This is a genomic window from Sphingobium sp. BYY-5 (assembly GCF_022758885.1).
Taxonomy (GTDB): Bacteria; Pseudomonadota; Alphaproteobacteria; order Sphingomonadales; family Sphingomonadaceae; genus Sphingobium.
Genome location: NZ_JALEBH010000002.1, coordinates 42,701 through 60,024, shown reverse-complemented (window position 1 = coordinate 60,024; position 17,324 = coordinate 42,701). Strand labels below are relative to the sequence as shown.

At 61.8% G+C, this 17,324-nt stretch carries 11 protein-coding genes; 6 read left to right on the top strand and 5 right to left on the bottom strand.

Features of this window, described 5'->3' with window-relative positions:
• Window positions 1-256 precede the first annotated feature (256 nt).
• Window positions 257-406, bottom strand: a complete 150-nt coding sequence (locus MOK15_RS16615; protein WP_242932840.1) for a hypothetical protein — start codon at window positions 404-406, stop codon at window positions 257-259.
• Window positions 407-471: 65 nt separating this feature from the next.
• On the opposite strand from MOK15_RS16615, the gene MOK15_RS16610 reads away from it, so the two are divergent.
• Entirely contained in the window at window positions 472-2,655 is a 2,184-nt protein-coding gene (locus MOK15_RS16610) for a TonB-dependent receptor (RefSeq protein ID WP_242932839.1), read from the top strand.
• A gap of 252 nt (window positions 2,656-2,907) precedes the next feature.
• On the opposite strand, the gene MOK15_RS16605 is transcribed toward MOK15_RS16610, so the two are convergent.
• From MOK15_RS16605 to MOK15_RS16595, 3 genes are all read right to left on the bottom strand, one after another.
• Window positions 2,908-3,921 (bottom strand): substrate-binding domain-containing protein, encoded by a 1,014-nt coding sequence (locus MOK15_RS16605; protein WP_242932838.1) that lies wholly within the window; start codon window positions 3,919-3,921, stop codon window positions 2,908-2,910.
• 30 nt (window positions 3,922-3,951) lie between these two features.
• Complete coding sequence (locus MOK15_RS16600; RefSeq protein WP_242932837.1) at window positions 3,952-5,268, bottom strand: MFS transporter; 1,317 nt, start codon at window positions 5,266-5,268, stop codon at window positions 3,952-3,954.
• 136 nt (window positions 5,269-5,404) lie between these two features.
• Window positions 5,405-6,451: a LacI family DNA-binding transcriptional regulator gene (locus MOK15_RS16595; protein WP_242932836.1), complete on the bottom strand. Its 1,047-nt coding sequence runs from the start codon at window positions 6,449-6,451 to the stop codon at window positions 5,405-5,407.
• Window positions 6,452-6,744: 293 nt separating this feature from the next.
• Between MOK15_RS16595 and MOK15_RS16590 the strand changes: the two genes are divergently transcribed.
• The 5 genes from MOK15_RS16590 to MOK15_RS16570 all read left to right on the top strand — a co-directional run bounded on the left by MOK15_RS16590 (window position 6,745) and on the right by MOK15_RS16570 (window position 15,611).
• Window positions 6,745-9,144: a TonB-dependent receptor gene (locus MOK15_RS16590; protein ID WP_242932835.1), complete on the top strand. Its 2,400-nt coding sequence runs from the start codon at window positions 6,745-6,747 to the stop codon at window positions 9,142-9,144.
• Window positions 9,145-9,205: 61 nt separating this feature from the next.
• A complete protein-coding gene (locus tag MOK15_RS16585) occupies window positions 9,206-10,915 on the top strand; it encodes an arylsulfatase (RefSeq protein ID WP_242932834.1) in 1,710 nt (569 codons plus the stop codon).
• Window positions 10,912-12,621, top strand: a complete 1,710-nt coding sequence (locus tag MOK15_RS16580) for a glycoside hydrolase family 3 N-terminal domain-containing protein (RefSeq protein WP_242932833.1) — start codon at window positions 10,912-10,914, stop codon at window positions 12,619-12,621. Before MOK15_RS16585 ends, MOK15_RS16580 begins: the two co-directional genes overlap by 4 nt.
• Window positions 12,622-12,674: 53 nt before the next feature.
• Complete coding sequence (locus MOK15_RS16575) at window positions 12,675-14,318, top strand: sulfatase (protein WP_242932832.1); 1,644 nt, start codon at window positions 12,675-12,677, stop codon at window positions 14,316-14,318.
• Window positions 14,319-14,354: 36 nt separating this feature from the next.
• The gene (locus tag MOK15_RS16570; RefSeq protein ID WP_242932831.1) at window positions 14,355-15,611 is read left to right on the top strand and encodes an MFS transporter; all 1,257 of its coding nucleotides are present in this window, start codon (window positions 14,355-14,357) and stop codon (window positions 15,609-15,611) included.
• Between the two features lie 42 nt (window positions 15,612-15,653).
• Here the strand turns inward: MOK15_RS16570 and MOK15_RS16565 are convergent, their stop codons facing one another.
• Window positions 15,654-17,315, bottom strand: coding sequence for a M28 family metallopeptidase (locus MOK15_RS16565; RefSeq protein ID WP_242932830.1), 1,662 nt, complete (start codon window positions 17,313-17,315; stop codon window positions 15,654-15,656).
• Between the last annotated feature and the right edge of the window lie 9 nt (window positions 17,316-17,324).

Below are 17,324 nucleotides of genomic sequence, written 5' to 3'. Positions count from 1 at the left end.
TCAGCCGCCCGCCTTCCCATGGCCGGATTAAATCTGCAAACGTTTGCTGAAAATTTTTGCAAAGGTTTGCCTTAGCGCCTAATGCATCATCCTCACCGACCGCGGATGACGCGCGGCGGCCTTTTCAGGAGGGGTTGATGAAGAGTCGCATTCCACATAGCTGCATTTCTACGGCCGCCTTGGCCATGGCTTGCCTTTCCACGGCCGGCCAGGCGCAGGACGCCGCCCCGGCCGAAGTCCAGCAGGCAGCAGGAAATCAGTCCCCCATCAGTGGCGAGGATATCGTCGTCACTGCCGCCGCTGGCGACAAATCCCGCTTCCGGTCCTCCATCTCCGTGTCCCAGGTCAGCCAGGACGCGATCCAGAATTTCACGCCACGTTCCGAAGCGGAAGTGCTGCGCTCCATCCCCGGCCTCCAGCCGTCGGACACCGTCGGACACCGCCGGCCCCGGCGGCAACGCCAATATCGGCGTGCGCGGCATCCCGGTTTCGACCGGCGGTTCGGAATATGTGGCGTTGCAGGAGGACGGCCTGCCCGTCACACTGTTCGGCGACATCAATTTCGGCAATAATGACTATTGGCTCCGCTTCGACCAGAATGTCGATCGGGTGGAGGCAGTGCGCGGCGGTTCCGCTTCCACCTTCGCCAGCCAGGCGCCCGGTGCGGTCGTCAACTATATCGGCAAGACCGGCGACAGGGAGGGCGGATCGATCGCCCTGTCGAAGGGCGTCAACTTCCGCGAGAGGCGGATCGATTTCGACTATGGCGGACGGATCAGCGACACGCTGCGCTTTCATGTCGGCGGCTATGCGCGCGAAGGCGGCGGGCCGACAAATGAGGATTTCAATGTCCTGCGCGGCTATCAGGTGAAGGCGAACCTGACCAAGGAGTTCGACGACGGCAAGGGCTTTATCCGCTTCAACTTCAAGCGTCTGGACGAACACGCCCCGACCAACACCACCATGCCGTCGCTGGTGACGATCGACGGCAACAAGATCACCAACTTCAAGCCGTTGCCAGGCTTCGACGCGCGCGACGGATCAACCTATTCGATCTACAACCGCCAGTTCCAATATGTGACGCGCGACGGTCAGCTCAACTCGGCCGACATGAACGGCATCCATCCCAAGGTCACGTCGGTCGGCGCCCAATTCCATTATGAACTGAGCGACCTGCTGACCATCGACAATGTTTTTCGCTACACCGACATGAGCGGCAGTTTCGCGACGCAATTCCTGAATGTCGCGTCCACCGCCGGCGTGCTGGGATCGACGGTGAACGGCCAGACCGTCGGATCGATCCGATACGCCGCCGGGCCGCAACTGGGACAGGTCTATAGTGGTGCCTATCTGAACAATAATCCGAACATCAACACGCTGATGAAGGACATGGGCAGCATCGCCAACAACCTGGCGCTGACCGGCAAGTTCGATATCGGCGCGGGCAAGGTCACAGTGCAGGCGGGCTGGTTCCACATGAGCCAGAACATCGTCCAGGACTGGCACGTCAATCGCCAGTATAGCGCCCTGGAAGGGGAGAATGCTGCGCCGCTCAACCTCTTCTCCACCACCGGCGTCCAGCTGACTGCGGCGGGACAGGCAGGGTTCAACGATAATTGGGGGGCGTGCTGCGCGCGCAGCGTGGATCTTAAATATACCGACGAGGCGCCCTTCCTGTCGGCCAATTATTCGGGCGGCGGGTTCGACATCGACGCCAGCGTTCGCTTCGATCGGGTGCGGGGCGAAGGCACGGCGCAGGCGGGCGTGGCCGGCCCCGACTATATCGTCAGCGATGAAATGGGGAGCGCCACCCTGCCCTCCATGCTGCCGGGCGGGCCGATCGAGCGGATCAACTATAGGCGCAGCTATACCAGTTGGTCGTTCGGCGCGCTCTATGCGATCGACAACAACAATAGCGTCTTCGCCCGCGCGAGCCGTGGCGGTCGTTTCAACGCGGACCGGCGCGTGCTGGGCGGAAACTTCAATGCCGACGGCTCGCTCAACAGCCAGGGCGCCAGCACCGCCATCAACTTCCTGAACCAGCAGGAGATTGGGGTGAAGCATCGCGGTCATGTCGGCGGGTCGGGCAATTATTCGGTGGAGATCACCGGATTCCGGTCGACCCTCACCGAAAACAACTATGACTTTACGCGGATCAACAATCCGCCGCCGAACAACGATCCCAATATTTCGAACGATTACCGGTCCTGGGGCATCGAATTTACCGGCCGTTTCAACATCGACAATTTCCACCTGGCCGTCGATGCGACCTGGGTGAACCCCAAGATCAGGGACAGCTCGACAGCCGAGCTGGCGGGCAATCGTCCGGGCGGCATTCCCAAGCTTACCTACCTGATCTCTCCTTCCTATGACGCCGGTCTGTTTGCGGTCGGCGTGTCAGCGAGCGGCCAAACGAATGCGCCGATCGACGACTTCAACCTCTATAGCGTGCGCGGCACCACCTTCTTCAACGGTTTCGTCAAACTGCGCCCGGTGGAGAATCTGGAACTGGGCCTCAACGCCAATAATATCTTCGACACGCTGGGCTATCGTGGTGGTGGCTTGCTCCTGCCGATCAACGCGACAAGCGGCATCTTCCAGAATAGCGCGGTCTATGGTCGAACGGTGACGGCATCGCTGCGCTATAATTTCTGATCCCAGTCGGGAGCCGTTTCTTCTTCCTCACTTTAGGAACGGCCCGTCCGGATAAATAGAGGCCCGGTTGTCGAGGAACCTGGCCTCTTATACCAAGATACATTCAGACCTGTTCCCCGGCGAAGGCCGGGGTCCAGTTCGAACCGTGGAACTGGACCCCGGCCTTCGCCGGGGAACAGTAACCAATTGATCTCGATGGATCATTCTCTACGCAACCTGGTATATCGTATCGCCAAGATCGATATCGGACGATCAGCTCGATTCCCGCCGGACGATTTCCGGCGCGATCTGAATCGATTCCGGCCGCTCCCCCGACAGCCGCTTGCACAGCAGATCGACCAATAGCGCCGCGCCGCGTTGGATATCCTGACGCACGGTCGTCAGCGGTGGATTGGATAGCTGCGCCAGCGGCACATCGTCGAAACCCACGACCGAAAGCTGGTCAGGAACGCGGATATCCTGCTCGGCCGCGGCGGCGATCACGCTCATGGCCGTCACGTCGGACGCGGCGAAAATCCCGTCTGGACGATGGCCGGCAGCGAAATAATCTGCCGCGACGCGGTGGCTCGCCTCTGGCGTGACATGGGCATGAACCAATTCAACCCGATCCCGCGCGCCTATTGGCAGCGCGTCGAGAAATCCTTCGTAGCGAGCCGCAAATTCCGGCACGGCGACATTGCCGAAAAAGGCCAAGCGTCCCCGCCCTCGTTCCAGCAGATGCCGGGCCGCCAGCCGGCCGCCTTCCTCATTGTCGGTGCCGACGGTCAGATAGCGGTTGCGCGGCGCATGGGCGCCCCAGATAACCAGCGGGTTATAATGCTCCGCCGTGCGATCCAGCACGGCACCCTGGTCCGACTGGCCGATAATGATGACCCCGTCGACGCGCCCCGCGCGAATGAAATTGTCGAGCCAATCGTCCCCGGCCGGCAGCACGCGCGACAGGAGCAGGTCATAACCGCGCTCGGTCAGTTCATCCGCAAGGAAACCGAGCATCGCCATGAAGAAAGGATCGGACAGATGCTGACCGCGCTCATGCCCTAGCGGCAAAAGAACCGCGATCGCGCCCGTACGCCCCAGCCGCAGATTCTGCGCCGCGACATTGAGCTGAAAACCATGATGGGCGGCCAGTTCCTGGATACGCCGACGTGTATCCTTATTGAGCGCGCCCTTCGACGTCAGTGCGCGCGATACGGTCGACACCGAAACACCCGCAATCCGCGCGAGGTCGGTAATGCTTTTCACTGGGCCGTCTTGATGATCCGTCATGCCTCCCTTCTACGGACAATCCACCAGCCTTCAAGCCGGACGACCACGGCCGCGAACAATCAGTGTGGCCGCACCGGCCGCGATCATCATCACGCCCGCCATGGTCAGAATGTTGCGCGGGTCGCCACCCAGCAGCGGACGATAGATGACGGGTATGATCAACGTTTCCAACAGCATCGGGATGACGATGAACATGTTGAAGATGCCCATATAGACACCCGTACGTTCCGGCGGGATGGCATTGGCCAGCATGACATAGGGATTGCCCATCATGCTGGCCCAGCCGACACCAATGCCGATCATGAGCAGGAAAAGCTGCCCGTGGCTGGTCGTACCGGGGATGGCCAGCATCGCCGCACCGGACAATGCGACCGCGCAGGCATGGATAGAACGGGAGCCGATGCGCCGGCTGAGCGGCACCATCGCGAAAGCGGACAGGCAGGCTATGGCATTATAGAGCGCACCCGCCTGACCCGTGAGCAGCACCGCCTGGCGAAAGCCGCTGCTGGTGGGATCGGCAGTGCCGAACAAGGTCCGTGCCAGCGCGAAACTGATAAACTGCCAATAAGCGAACATCGCGAACCATTGCAGCAGCATCGACAGGGTAAGCTGGCGCATGACGACCGGCATTTCGCGCACCGCCGCCACAAAATCGCGCAATGCGGTGCGGGCCGAAAGCCGATCAGTCTGCATCCGCGTAATTTCTTCGGGTGAAAGCGGCAATTCGGGCACGCGCAACACCGACCAAAGGATCGTGGAAATGGAAATCACCGCGCCGACGAGGAAGGCAATACGGGTGATGTCCGGAATGCCGTTCGCATCGACCAGATCGGCACTGAAGCCCCACCAGACGAGCAGCGATGGAGCAAGATAGGACAGGGTCTGGGCGAGGCCCGTAAAGGCGCTTTGCGTCAGGAAACCCAGCGATCGCTGACCCTCATTCAATCGGTCGCTGACATAGGCGCGATAAGGCTCCATGGTGATATTGTTGGCCGCATCCAACATCCAGAGCAGGCTGGCGGCGAACCAAAGCGTCGGGCTGTAGGGCATGAGCAGCAGGCCGAGGCTGCATAGTACCGCGCCGATCAGAAAATAGGGCGTGCGCCGCCCCCAGCGGCTGACCGTGCGATCGCTCAGCGCCCCGACAATCGGCTGGACCAGCAAGCCGGTGACTGGCCCGGCCAGCCAGAGCAGAGGCAAATGCGCCTCGTCAGCGCCCAGATATCGATAGATCGGTCCCATATTTGCCTGTTGCAGGCCGAAGGAAAACTGGATGCCGAAAAAGCCGAGATTCATCTCGACGATATGCCGAAGGCGCATCTTGGGCTTGCCGGCTACATCCCGCATATCGTGAACCTCTCCTCCACCATGACCGGTTTCTTCGCTTTTCCGGACTCGCGCAGCATAGAGGCTGGAAACAGGTTAGGCAATCGTTTGCATAATCTGTTTCGCGACCGCGCCGGTACCGCTCCAGACGCACACTTCAGTCGCTTATCCGAGCAACGGATTCGCGGATGATGATTTCATGTTCGAGATAGATGTTGATCCGGTCGACCGGTCCAGACCCCGCGCGCGCCAGGGCAACAGCGCGCGCAGCCGCTTCTGCCGAAATCTTCGCGCCCGGATGCCGCACCGTCGTCAAGGTCGGCCAGATCTTCACCGCGATCGGCGTATCGTCGAAACCCACCACCGAAACATCGCCGGGGACATCCAATCCCTTGCGATGGGCAAGCGAAACAACGGCCGCAGCCATGTCGTCATTGCTGGCGAAGATGGCGGTGGGCCGCCGCTCCAGGGCCAGCAACTGCTCACCAGCGGCAAGACCGGATTCAAAGCTCATATCGCCATCCGCGATCAGGTCGGGGCAGACCGGAATGCCCGCCTCTTCCAAAGCGATCTTGTAACCGTCACACCGGCTACGATGGATCAGGTGCCCACGACCGCCGCGAATGAAACCGATGTCGCGATGCCCAAGGCCGATCAGATGGGCCGTCATGTCCCGCGCCGCGCCGCGATCGTCGATCCGTACACAATGCTCGTTCGGCAAATCATCGCCAGGAGACATTGCGATCACGGGAACCGGGAAGTCACGGGTCAGGCCATGCAGGCTTGCCACTTCGCAATAAGGCGGGACGATCAATATGGCGTTGGCGCCATTGTCCACCAGCGCATGCATCTGCCTTTCTATTTCCACGGGGTCCGGACCGTCGAGCCGCCGCAGCAGCAATTGCGCGCCCAATTGGCTGGTCGCATCCAGCGCACCCACCAGAATGGAACTCAAAAAGGCATTTTCGATATTGCGATGAAGCAGGCCGATCCGGGTCGTCGCGGCGCTTGCCAGCGATCGCGCCGCCAGATTGGGCGTATAGTTGAGTTCGCGGATGGCCACCATCACCCGTTCGCGCGTGGTCTCTCGCACTTTAAGGCTGTTGTTGAGCACGTTGGACACGGTCATGGCGGACACGCCGGCGCGATCCGCCACTGTCTGAATGGTTATCGCCTGGCTGGCGCGGCGACCCGGACGGGCCATCTTCTTCCTCCTGTCGTCCCGGTCAAGCACCCGTCGCTTTTCCCATAGCCGGGACCCCCAAATTATGTTTATCGCTACAAATCATGTATCTGGCAAATGGTAAGAGGCTTTCCCGACATTCGGGCACAAGAAATATTAGCGCTACAAATTTGATCTTGACTCTGGCGCGGGAGTCGGGAATTTAGCGCTACAATTGCACTGCCAAAGTGCGAGGCCGCTGCCATTGCCGCAGCAAAATATCGCAAGGCCACCCGACCCGACAGGCGGACGGGATCGCCAAAGGGGAGGATTGAATGCGTATTTCCAAAGCCATTTTGTGCCATGCCAGCATGTCCGCGATCACGATGGGCATCGCTTTGGCGCCAGCTATCGCCTTTGCCCAGGCCGACACCGCGCTGCCGCAGGACCAACTGACCGACAGCAGCGCCGCGCAGGGCAGCACCGACATCGTCGTCACCGCGCAGAAGCGTGCCGAACGCCTGCAGGATGTGCCGCTGGCCGTGACCGCCGTGACCGCCGACACCTTGGCCAATCGCCAGATCAACGACAGCAGCTCGCTGGTGCAGGCCGTGCCGTCGCTGACCTTCCAGCAGGGCGCAACGCCGACGAACAGCAGTTTCCGCATCCGCGGCATCGGCACCGCCCTGTTCGGCCAGGGCGTCGAATCCTCCGTCTCGACCGTCGTCGACGGCGTGGTCGCCGTCCGCCAGACCCAGGGCTTCATCGACCTCGCCGATATCGAACGGGTCGAAGTGCTGCGCGGCCCGCAGGGCACGCTGTTCGGCAAGAATGCGACCGCCGGCGTCGTCAACGTCACCACCGCCCGCCCCTCTCGCGATTTTGAAGGCCGCGCCGAAGCGACCATCGCCGAACATGGCGAATATCGCGTGCGCGGCACCGTGTCCGGCCCGATCAGCGACACGCTGCGTGCGCGCGTCACCGGCTTCTACAATGACGTTCGCGGCGTCGCCCGCAACATCGCCACCGGCGGCTGGGACAATGGCTCCAAGTCCTGGGGCGTGCGCGGCAAGCTGGAATGGGACGCCACCGACAATCTCAACCTGCTGCTGGCGGCCGAATATCGCAAGACCGATGCGGATTGCTGTGCATCGACCTGGATCGGGATACAGAATCCGAATCTCCAGTCGCTAGTCGGCCCCATCAACGCCACCCGCCGGAACCGCACCATCAACGACGAAAGCGTCACCTACTCCAACAGCGATCAGCAAACCTATTCGTTGCAGGCCGACTGGGATCTGGGCGGCGCGTCCATCACCTCCATCTCCGCCTACCAGGCCTATCATCTGGACGTGAACCAGCCGATTGAACGCATCAACAGCGCCGTGCCGCTGTTCGTGGGCAGCACCGCCACCTATTCCTATTTCAGCCAGAATCACGGCATCGTGGATCTAAGCGCCTTCAGCCAGGAACTGCGCATCGCCAATAACGGCAATAGCGATTTCAACTATGTCGCTGGCGCCTTCTACATGCATTCGGACATCAAGCGTCCCTTCGACCGCCGTCGCGCCCGCTGCACCGCCGGCACATTCGGCGAACCCTGCGCCACCACCAACATCGTCTGGCAGTCGGCCGCCAGCAACATCCGCCTGAAGCAGGACAGCATCTCTGCCTTCGGTCAGTTCGACTATCGCATCATCGGCGGCCTGAAGGCGATCGGCGGTTTGCGCGTACAATATGAAAAGGGCACCAATAGCGGCACCCGCACCGCACCGATCGTCGCGGGCGACGTGATCTTCCCCGGCAACGCGCCCACCAGCGGATCGATCACCGCCGACGACACCGCCGTCACCGGCAAAGCGGGCCTGCAATATGAGTTCAGCCGCAACGCGCAGGTTTATGGCAGCTACACCCGTGGCTATAAGGGGCTGGGTTACGAGATGGAAATCTCGGCCGACCTCGCCAACCAGCGGGTGCTGGAGCCGGAACATGTGAATGCCTATGAAATCGGCTTCAAGGGCCGCACGGCGGACGGCGTCCTCAGCATCAACACCGCGCTGTTCCTGGCGGACTACACCAATCTGCAAGTGCAGGCCAACCGTTCCGACGTCAATACGGGCGTGGTCCAGTTCGTGTCCACCAACGCCGGCAAGTCGCGTACCAAGGGTTTCGAAGTCGAGGCGACGGTACGCCCCGACGATCATTTCAGCCTGACCGGCGCAGTCACCTATTCGGACGCCCGCATCGATATCGACGGCCTCAACTGCCCGCAGCAGTTCAACGCCGCAGCGCCGGTGATGTCGGGCACACCGACCAATATCTGTTATCGATCGGCCGCCGGGGCCACGCCGACCCAGAATTTGCGCGGCGCAACCCTGCCCGTCAGCCCGAAATGGCGCATCAGCATCGCGCCGCGCTATGAAGCGGACATTCCGGGCACCAACCTGGCCGGTTTCGCGCAAGTGGGCGTCAACTTCCAGAGCAGGATGAACTTCTCGGTCGAGCAGGATCCGCTGCTGGAACAGCCCGCTTACACGCTGGTCGACGCCAGCATCGGCCTGAAGCAGATTGATGGCCGCTACAGCCTGACCCTGTTCGTCAAGAACCTGTTCAACGAAAACTATCTGACCAGCATCGGCCACAGCTCCTTCCTGGGCGGCAATTATGATCTGGTCGGCACCTTCAACAAGGACGCGGATCGCTATTTCGGCGCCACCCTCGGCGTGAAGTTCTAATCGCAGGGCGCGGCGGTCTCGACCGTCGCGCCTCTATCTTGTTGCCGGAGGAGCAGAAGGAATGAAGAAGCGTTTCTTGATGGCGGCCTCGATGCTGACGGCGGCGATGGGCCTATCGAGCGCCAGCGCCGCGCCAAAGCCCTCTCCTCCACCCAAGCCAAACATCGTTCTGATTGTCCTCGACGATGTGGGCTTTTCCGACCTGGGCGCCTTCGGCTCCGAAATCCGTACGCCCAATATCGACGCTCTGGCGGCAGGCGGGCTGCGCTACAATCGCTTCGACAGCAAGGCGATCTGCACCGCGACGCGCGCAGCGCTGTTGACGGGGCGCAATAACCAGACGGTGCGGATGGCGGATCTGCCGACCAACAGCCGTACCAACGACCTCAGCCGCGATCGGGGTGAACTGCCTGCCAATGCCCAATTGCTGCCGCAAGCGCTGAAAGCGGCGGGATATCGCACCTATGGCGTGGGCAAATGGCATCTCGGCCCCGAATTCGAGGACGGGTCGCCCGGCAACAACGCTTCCTGGCCGCTCCAGCGCGGATTCGACCGCTTCTACGGCTTCTATCTGGGCTGGACAGACCAATATCATCCCGACCTGATCGACGGGAACCAAGTGCTGCCCAAGCCGGACAAGCCAGGCTATCATTTCTCCGCCGACATGGCGGATCACGCCATCGCCGATATCGACGATGCAGCGGGCAAGCCCTTTTTCCTCTATTTCGCGATGGGCGCGGGCCATGCGCCGTTGCAGGTGCCGCGCGCCTATATCGATCGCTATCGTGGCGTCTATGAAAAGGGCTGGGACGCCATCCGCGCCGAGCGCTTCGCGCGGATGCAGAAGAGCGGCATCATTCCGCCCGGCACCTTCCTGACCGACCGCGCCGCCGCCGACCGCCCCTGGGAAGCGCTGAGCGAGGACGAAAAGATCGTCTTCGCCCGCTACATGGCGACCTATGCCGGCTTCCTGGAACATGCCGACGAACAGATTGGCCGGGTTGTCCAGCGACTGAAGAACACCGGCCTGTACGACAATACGATCATCATGCTGATCTCCGACAATGGCGCGGCGTCCGAGGCTGGGCAGGAGGGTAGTTTCGAGAAAATGTACCGCCCCAACAAGCTGAGCTTCGCCCAGCAACGGGCGCGGATTGATGATATCGGCACCGACAAGGTGCAGCCCGAATATCCCCGCCCTTGGGCCTGGGCCGGTGACACACCGCTGCGCCGTTACAAGGTCTGGCCCTATGCCGGTGGCGTGCGGACGCCGCTGATCGTGTCCTGGCCATCTATGATCCGCGACGGCGGCGCGGTGCGGACGCAATTTGTCGATCCGATCGATCTGGCGCCCACATTGCTGGATGCGGCCGGAACCAGCTTCGCCAGGACGGTCGATGGCGTCGCCCAGATCCGGGTGGCCGGCCAATCGATCCGCGCCACCTTCCGCGATCCTGCGGCCAGGACTCGTTCGGTGCAATATTTCGAGCTGCGCGGCCAGCGCGCCATTACGTCCGGCCACTGGCGCGCTGTTGCGATGCATAAATACGGAACTGATTTCGCGAAGGACAAATGGGAATTGTTCGACCTGTCCAAAGACTATTCCGAAAGCACCGATCTCGCCTCCCGCTATCCTGCGAAGCTGGAGGAAATGAAGACGCTCTGGTGGCGGGAGGCGCGCAAGTACAGCACGCCGCCGCTCGCCGAACCGCCCGAAATTTTCGCCAAGCGCGCACGCTACGATGACGCCTTCGCTGATACGCCGAAATGACCTCCGTCATCGTAAATTCCTCACCCCACGCGCAGACACGCAAAAGCCCCCTCGACCTGTCGCCCCATGACCGGGCCTGGGTCGAGCGCACCCGCGACAGCCTGTCCATCGAAGCCCAAATCGCGCAATTGTTCGTCCTGTCCGCGCGGCATGATACGCTGGCGGAAGTGGACGAACTTTCCGTCCATGCGCCTGGTGGCATTCATCGTTTTCCAACGCATGATCTGGATGCCGCCTGGGCCGCGACCCGATACGCATTGGATCGGGCGGAGGTGCCGCTAATCCTGTCCGGCGATATTGAGGGCGGGACGGTCACTCCCCCCTTCACCACCGCCATTCCCAACCAGATGGGCACCGCTGCCTGCGACGACATCGCCCTGAGCGCGGAGCTGGCGCGGATCGTGGCGCGGGAAAGCCGTGCCCTCGGCTACAACTGGTCCTTCACGCCCGTCGTCGATATCAACCGCGCTTTCCGCAATGCGGTCGTCGGCACGCGATCCTATGGATCAGATCCCAAGCATATCCTCGAACAGGCGCGCGCCTATGTTCGCGCCCTCCAGGCCGAAGGCATCGCCGCCTCCGCCAAACATTGGCCGGGCGACGGGCTGGACGATCGCGATCAGCATCTCGCGACCAGCGTCAACGATATGGAGATGGCTGAATGGGAAGAGACTTTCGGCCATATCTTCGGCACGCTGATCGACGATGGCATCATGACCATCATGTCCGCACATATCGCCCTGCCGGCCTATATCCGGTCACGCTTCCCTGACGCGGGCCGGCAAGCGTTCGAGCCGGCATCGGTGTCGCGCCTGCTCAACGAGGAACTGCTGCGCGGGCAACTCGGCTTTCAGGGGTTGATCGTGTCGGACGCCACGGTGATGGGCGGGCTGACCAGTTGGATGGACCGGGCCGAGGCAGTTCCGGCCGTGATAGAGAATGGCTGCGACATCTTCCTGTTCAGCCGTGATCCTGCGAGCGACATGGCGCTGATGCTGGATGGCCTGCGATCGGGCCGGCTATCGGAACGCAGGCTGCATGACGCGGTCACGCGATGCCTCTCTTTCAAGGCGGCGCTGGGCCTGCATCGAAAGACATCGGAGGAACGGCTTCCCCCGATCGACACGTTGCGCGCCCAGTTGCGCCGGCCCGAACATCTCGACACAGCCGCGCGAGCGCTGGGCCAGAGCATCACCCTGGTCAAGGACCGTCAGGCGCTATTGCCGATTGATCCCGCACGGCACCGCCGGATCGTCATTCTCGCGGATGAAGGCGAGAGCTTCTTCTCCGGCGCGCCGGAGCGCAGCTTTGCGCCGATGCGCGCTGCCCTGGAGGCGCGCGGCTTCGAAGTGCGCGCCTTCGCTCCCACGGCGATGCCAACCCCCGCGGACACCGACCTGATCCTCTATCTCATCGGGCAGGAAGCGACGCCGGGTCTCAGCCATATATTCCTGGATTTCGCCAAGCTGCACGCCAGCCCACGCAACGCCATGATTCAGTTCAATTGCGAGATTCCGACCCTGCTCATCTCCTTCGGCCAGCCCTATTATCTGTACGACGCACCCAATGTCGCAAGCTACATCAATGCCTATGCCTCGCTGCCTGGCATCCAGCTTGCCCTGGTGGAACGGTTGCTGGGGGATCAACCGTTTACCGGGGTCAGCCCGGTAGACGCCTTTTGCGGAATGGAGCAGTTACAATGGTAAGTGCGCCCCGGCCGACTTCATCGCCCGCCCGAGACGGAAAGGAATCTTCGCCCATGACCACCGCTCGCCGGCTGATGCGCGCCGCAGCCATGACCGCCTGTGTCCTGCTCGGTCCAGGCGCCTTCGCGAAACCGGCGCAGCCGGCCGCGCCACAGCGGCCCAACATGATTTTCGTGCTGGTGGACGATCTTCGCTATGATGCGATGGGCTTTCTGACGCCGGGCCTCAAGACACCCAATATCAACGCGTTGGCGAAGAATGGCGTCTATTTCCCCAACGCGGTCGTCACCTCGTCGCTCTGCTCGCCCAGCCGCGCCACCATCCTGACCGGGCAAAGCACGCGCAACCATGGCGTGGTCGATAACAACAACAGTTCCGAAGAAGGCCTGGTCTTCTTCCCCTCCTATCTCCAGCAGGCAGGCTATCAGACCGGCTTCTTCGGCAAATGGCATATGGGCTTCGACACCGATGCGCCGCGCGCGGGCTTCGACAAATGGGTGAGCTTCAAGGGACAGGGTACCTATTTCCCGACCGAGCAGCTTTCCCCGGACAAGATCGCGGCGGGCGAGCGGCAGATGCTGAACGTCGATGGCCGTGAAGTGAAACGCACCGGCTATATCACCGACGAACTAACCGACTATGCGATGGACTGGCTGGAAAAGGGGCGCGACAAGTCCAAGCCCTTCTTCCTCTATCTGAGCCACAAGGCAGTCCATAGCGACCCGCTGCCACCCGACCGCTATAAGACGCAATATAGCGACCTGGACATCAAATTGCCCGCCAGCATGGCGAACACGCCGGAAAACAACGCAGGCAAGCCAATGTGGGTGCGTAACCAGCGCAATAGCTGGCACGGGGCGGATTTTCCCTATCACACCGACAATCCGATGAAGGAACAGGTGCGCGATTATTATCGCACGCTGAGCCCCGTCGATGAGAGCCTGGGTCGCATCATGGCGTATCTCAAGACGAACCATCTCGACCGGAATACGATGGTCGTCTTCTATTCCGACAATGGCTTCCTGATCGGCGACCATGGGCTGATCGACAAGCGCAACGCCTATGAACCCTCGGTCCGGGTGCCGATGATCGTCTGGGCGCCGGGCATGTTGCCCAAGGGCGTCACCAATCCGACGGTCGTGCGTAATCTGGATTTGGCCCCTACCTTCCTGGACGTCGCCCATATCGCCGAACCCAGGCAGATGGAGGGTAAGAGTTTCCTGCCCGTCGCCGAAGGCAAGATGGACGAAAAGACGTGGAAGCCCGGTGATTTCATCTATGAATATTATTGGGAATGGAGCTTCCCCCAGACGCCGACGACCTTCGCCATCGAACGCGACCGGGTGAAATATATCCAATATCATGGCGTCTGGGATCTGGAGGAACTCTATGACCTCAAGAGCGACCCGGACGAGATGCACAATCTGATCGACGATCCCAAATGGCTGGATACCAAGATCGTGCTGCGCAAGGCTCTGTTCGACCAGATGGCCAACGACAAGGGCGAGCATGTCGTGCCCTATACGCGCAAGACCAGTTCCGGTCTGGTCCATCGCAACATAAACGGTCCGCACGCCGCCGATTTCCCGGCCGAATGGTATGTGCAGCCGAACCTGCCGTCCAAGATGAACGATCTGTTTGCCGACAGCCCCGCCAAGGCCAAGGCAGACGCCGCCAACAAACCCTATCACCCCTGACCGGCCAGCAGCCGGTCAGGGTTCGGAGATCCTTCCATGAAAGCCTGGCAGCCTGCCGACGAAACGGCCCGCCCGCACGTCTCAATCACGTTCATCGCCATCTATGTGCTGGCGCAGTTCGGTATCTGGATCGCGTTGCTGACGCCGGTGGTGATGACCATCGCGTTGCGCGTCGGCGAGATCGCGACGGAGGCGGAAAAAGGACGCTGGCTGGGGATCATCCTCGCCATCGGCGGCTTTGTCGCGCTGGTGGTGACGCCGATTTGTGGCGCCCTCTCCGACCGGACGCGCAGTCGTTTCGGCAGGCGGCGACCCTGGCTGCTGGGCGGGATGCTGGTCAGCGGCACGGGACTGGCCATCCTGGGCGCCGCGCCCAACCTGCTTATACTGGGCATCGGCTGGATCATCTGTCAGGCGGGCTTCAACGCGATGCAGGCCGCCAGCCTGCCCATCCTGCCCGATATCATCCCGGTACGGTTGCAGGGGCGGGTCGCCGGGTTGTTGGGCATGACATCGACCGCAGGCACCTTCGCAGGTAGCTGGATCACCCAATATACCCAGTCGTCCAACCTGTTGATGTTCCTGGCCCCCTTCGCGATCACGGTTCTCAGCATCGGTACGCTCTGCCTGATCCTGCCCGATCGTCCCGCCGGTCGGGATGACAAGCCGATGAAGCCAGGCGACATGCTGCGCGCCATTATGGCGCCGTTTCGCGACTGGGACTTTAGCTGGGCCTTTGGCAGCCGCTTCCTCATCATGATGGCCTGGTCGTTTCTGCTGACCTATCAGCTTTTCTTCCTGACCGACCAATTGTCGCTCGCCAAATCCGACGCGACCCAGGTGATGGTGAAGTCCATGGCGATCATCGCCACCGCCACCATCGCAATATCGCTGATCGGCGGTTTCATTACCGACTGGACCGGCCGACGCAAGCCGCTCGTCTTCCTGGCTGCGGTGATGGAAGGGGCCGGATTCCTGACCATTGCACTGGCGCCCTCAGTCCCGCAATTCCTGGTCGGCGTGGCGATCGCCGGGATCGGCAAGGGCCTGTATTTCGCCGTCGACCTCGCGCTGCTCGCAGCCATCCTGCCCAGCGAGAAGGACCGCGCCAAGGATATGGGCGTGTTCCAGATCGCCAATTCCCTGCCCCAATCGCTGGCGCCCGCAATCGCACCTATTATCCTGGTCATCGGCAGCACTAGCGGCAAAAATTATGCCGCCATCTATTTCATTGGCGCCATCTTCGCGCTGCTGGGCGCCTTCGCCATCCGCCCGATACGCCGGTCGCGCTAATAGCAGTGCTCGCGCCAGCTGGCGAGCACCGTCTGCCATCTCTTACTTGCGCTGGGCCGCGCTGGCGTCACGCACGGCACGGAACTCGCTGTCGGCGGACCAGTTCGGCCAGCCATGGCTGTCGGCAACCCGACGCCCGACATTGTAGAGCAGGGTCATGTCGCCCTCCCAACTGTCCGTGTTCCAGCTATCGTCAAATTGATCGGCGGGTTGGTGATAGCGATCGCGTGTATAGATATCACCCAGTTCCTTGCCGCGCGCCTCGCCACCATTCACCAGTTCCCGCCCCGGATTGAAGGAAATGGCCGGCACGCCGCGCTTGGCCATGGGGAAATGATCGGAACGATAGAAGCTCCCCGCCTCGGGCCGCGCGTCGGGCGTATAATGCCGACCCAGCTTCTCCCCTTCCTCCGTCAGGGTCGTCAGAAGGTCCAGTTTAGCCGCGCCTGAAATGCTGAAATTGGTGGTCTTCTCGACCCCGAACGGCCCGTCCATGTTGACCACGCCCGCCGTTGTCGCCAGCGGACGCAGCGGATTGTCGGCATAATATTCGGACCCCAGCAGGCCCTTCTCCTCCGCCGTGACAGCCAGGAACAGCACGCTGCGTTCAGGCTTCGGCCCCTTGGCATAGGCGCGCGCCAGTTCCAGCAGAGCGGCAGTACCCGACGCATTGTCGCGCGCGCCATTATAGATGGTGTCGCCCTTCGCGTCCGGCGCGCCAATACCCAGATGGTCCCAATGCGCCGAATAGATCACCGTCTCGGTCGGATATTTGCTGCCCGGCGCCAGTCCCGCGACATTGTGCGAGGTGATGATTTCCGACTTCACCGCATAGTCGGCGCTCATCGTCGCCTTCAAGGGGATGGGCTTGAAATCCTTCCTTCGCGCGGCGGCCTTGGCCGCCGCGAAATCCACGCCCGACGCGGCCAGCAGCTTGGTGGCCAGGTCTTTCTGAATCCACCCTTCCATCTGCGTATGCGCCGCCTTGGGATCGGCGCGAACGATGTCGAACATCGTGTTGGTGTTGCTGTTCTTGACCGTCGCCCAGCCATAGGATGCGGGTTCGCTTTCATGCACCACCAGCACGCCGGCCGCCCCCTGCCGCGCGGCTTCCTCATATTTATAGGTCCAGCGGCCATAATAGGTCATCAGCTTGCCGCCGAAATCCCCCTCGCCGCCCTCGAAATCCGGGTCGTTGACCAGCACGACCATGATCTTGCCCTTCAGGTCGACCCCTTTGAAATCGTCCCAGCCACGCTCGGGCGCCGTGACGCCATAACCGACGAAGACCAACGGCAGATCAGCGAAGCGTACAGCTGGTTGGCCCGTCTCGGCGGCACGCACGGCGATGTCGCTGCCCTGAGTCAACGCCTGGCTGACGCCAGCGATATTCATCGACAGGGTCGGCGTGCCGATGATGTCCGACATGCGCAGCGGCACGTCCTGGAACCAGCCGCCCTTATCGCCGGCGGGACGCAGACCGGCGGCCTTCATCTGTGCGGCAATATAGTCGATCGTCTTGCCTTCAGCCCGGGTCGCCGGGCCGCGCCCTTCAAATTCGTCACTCGCCAATGTCTTGATGTCGTTCACGATGCGGGAGACATCGAATATCGGGGCAGCGCTCGGCGCGGCGAGCGCCATGGCGGATGTGGATAGCAACCCGGCACAGGCCAGTGAGCGCAGCATATTGAAATGGGGGGACATATTGGATCT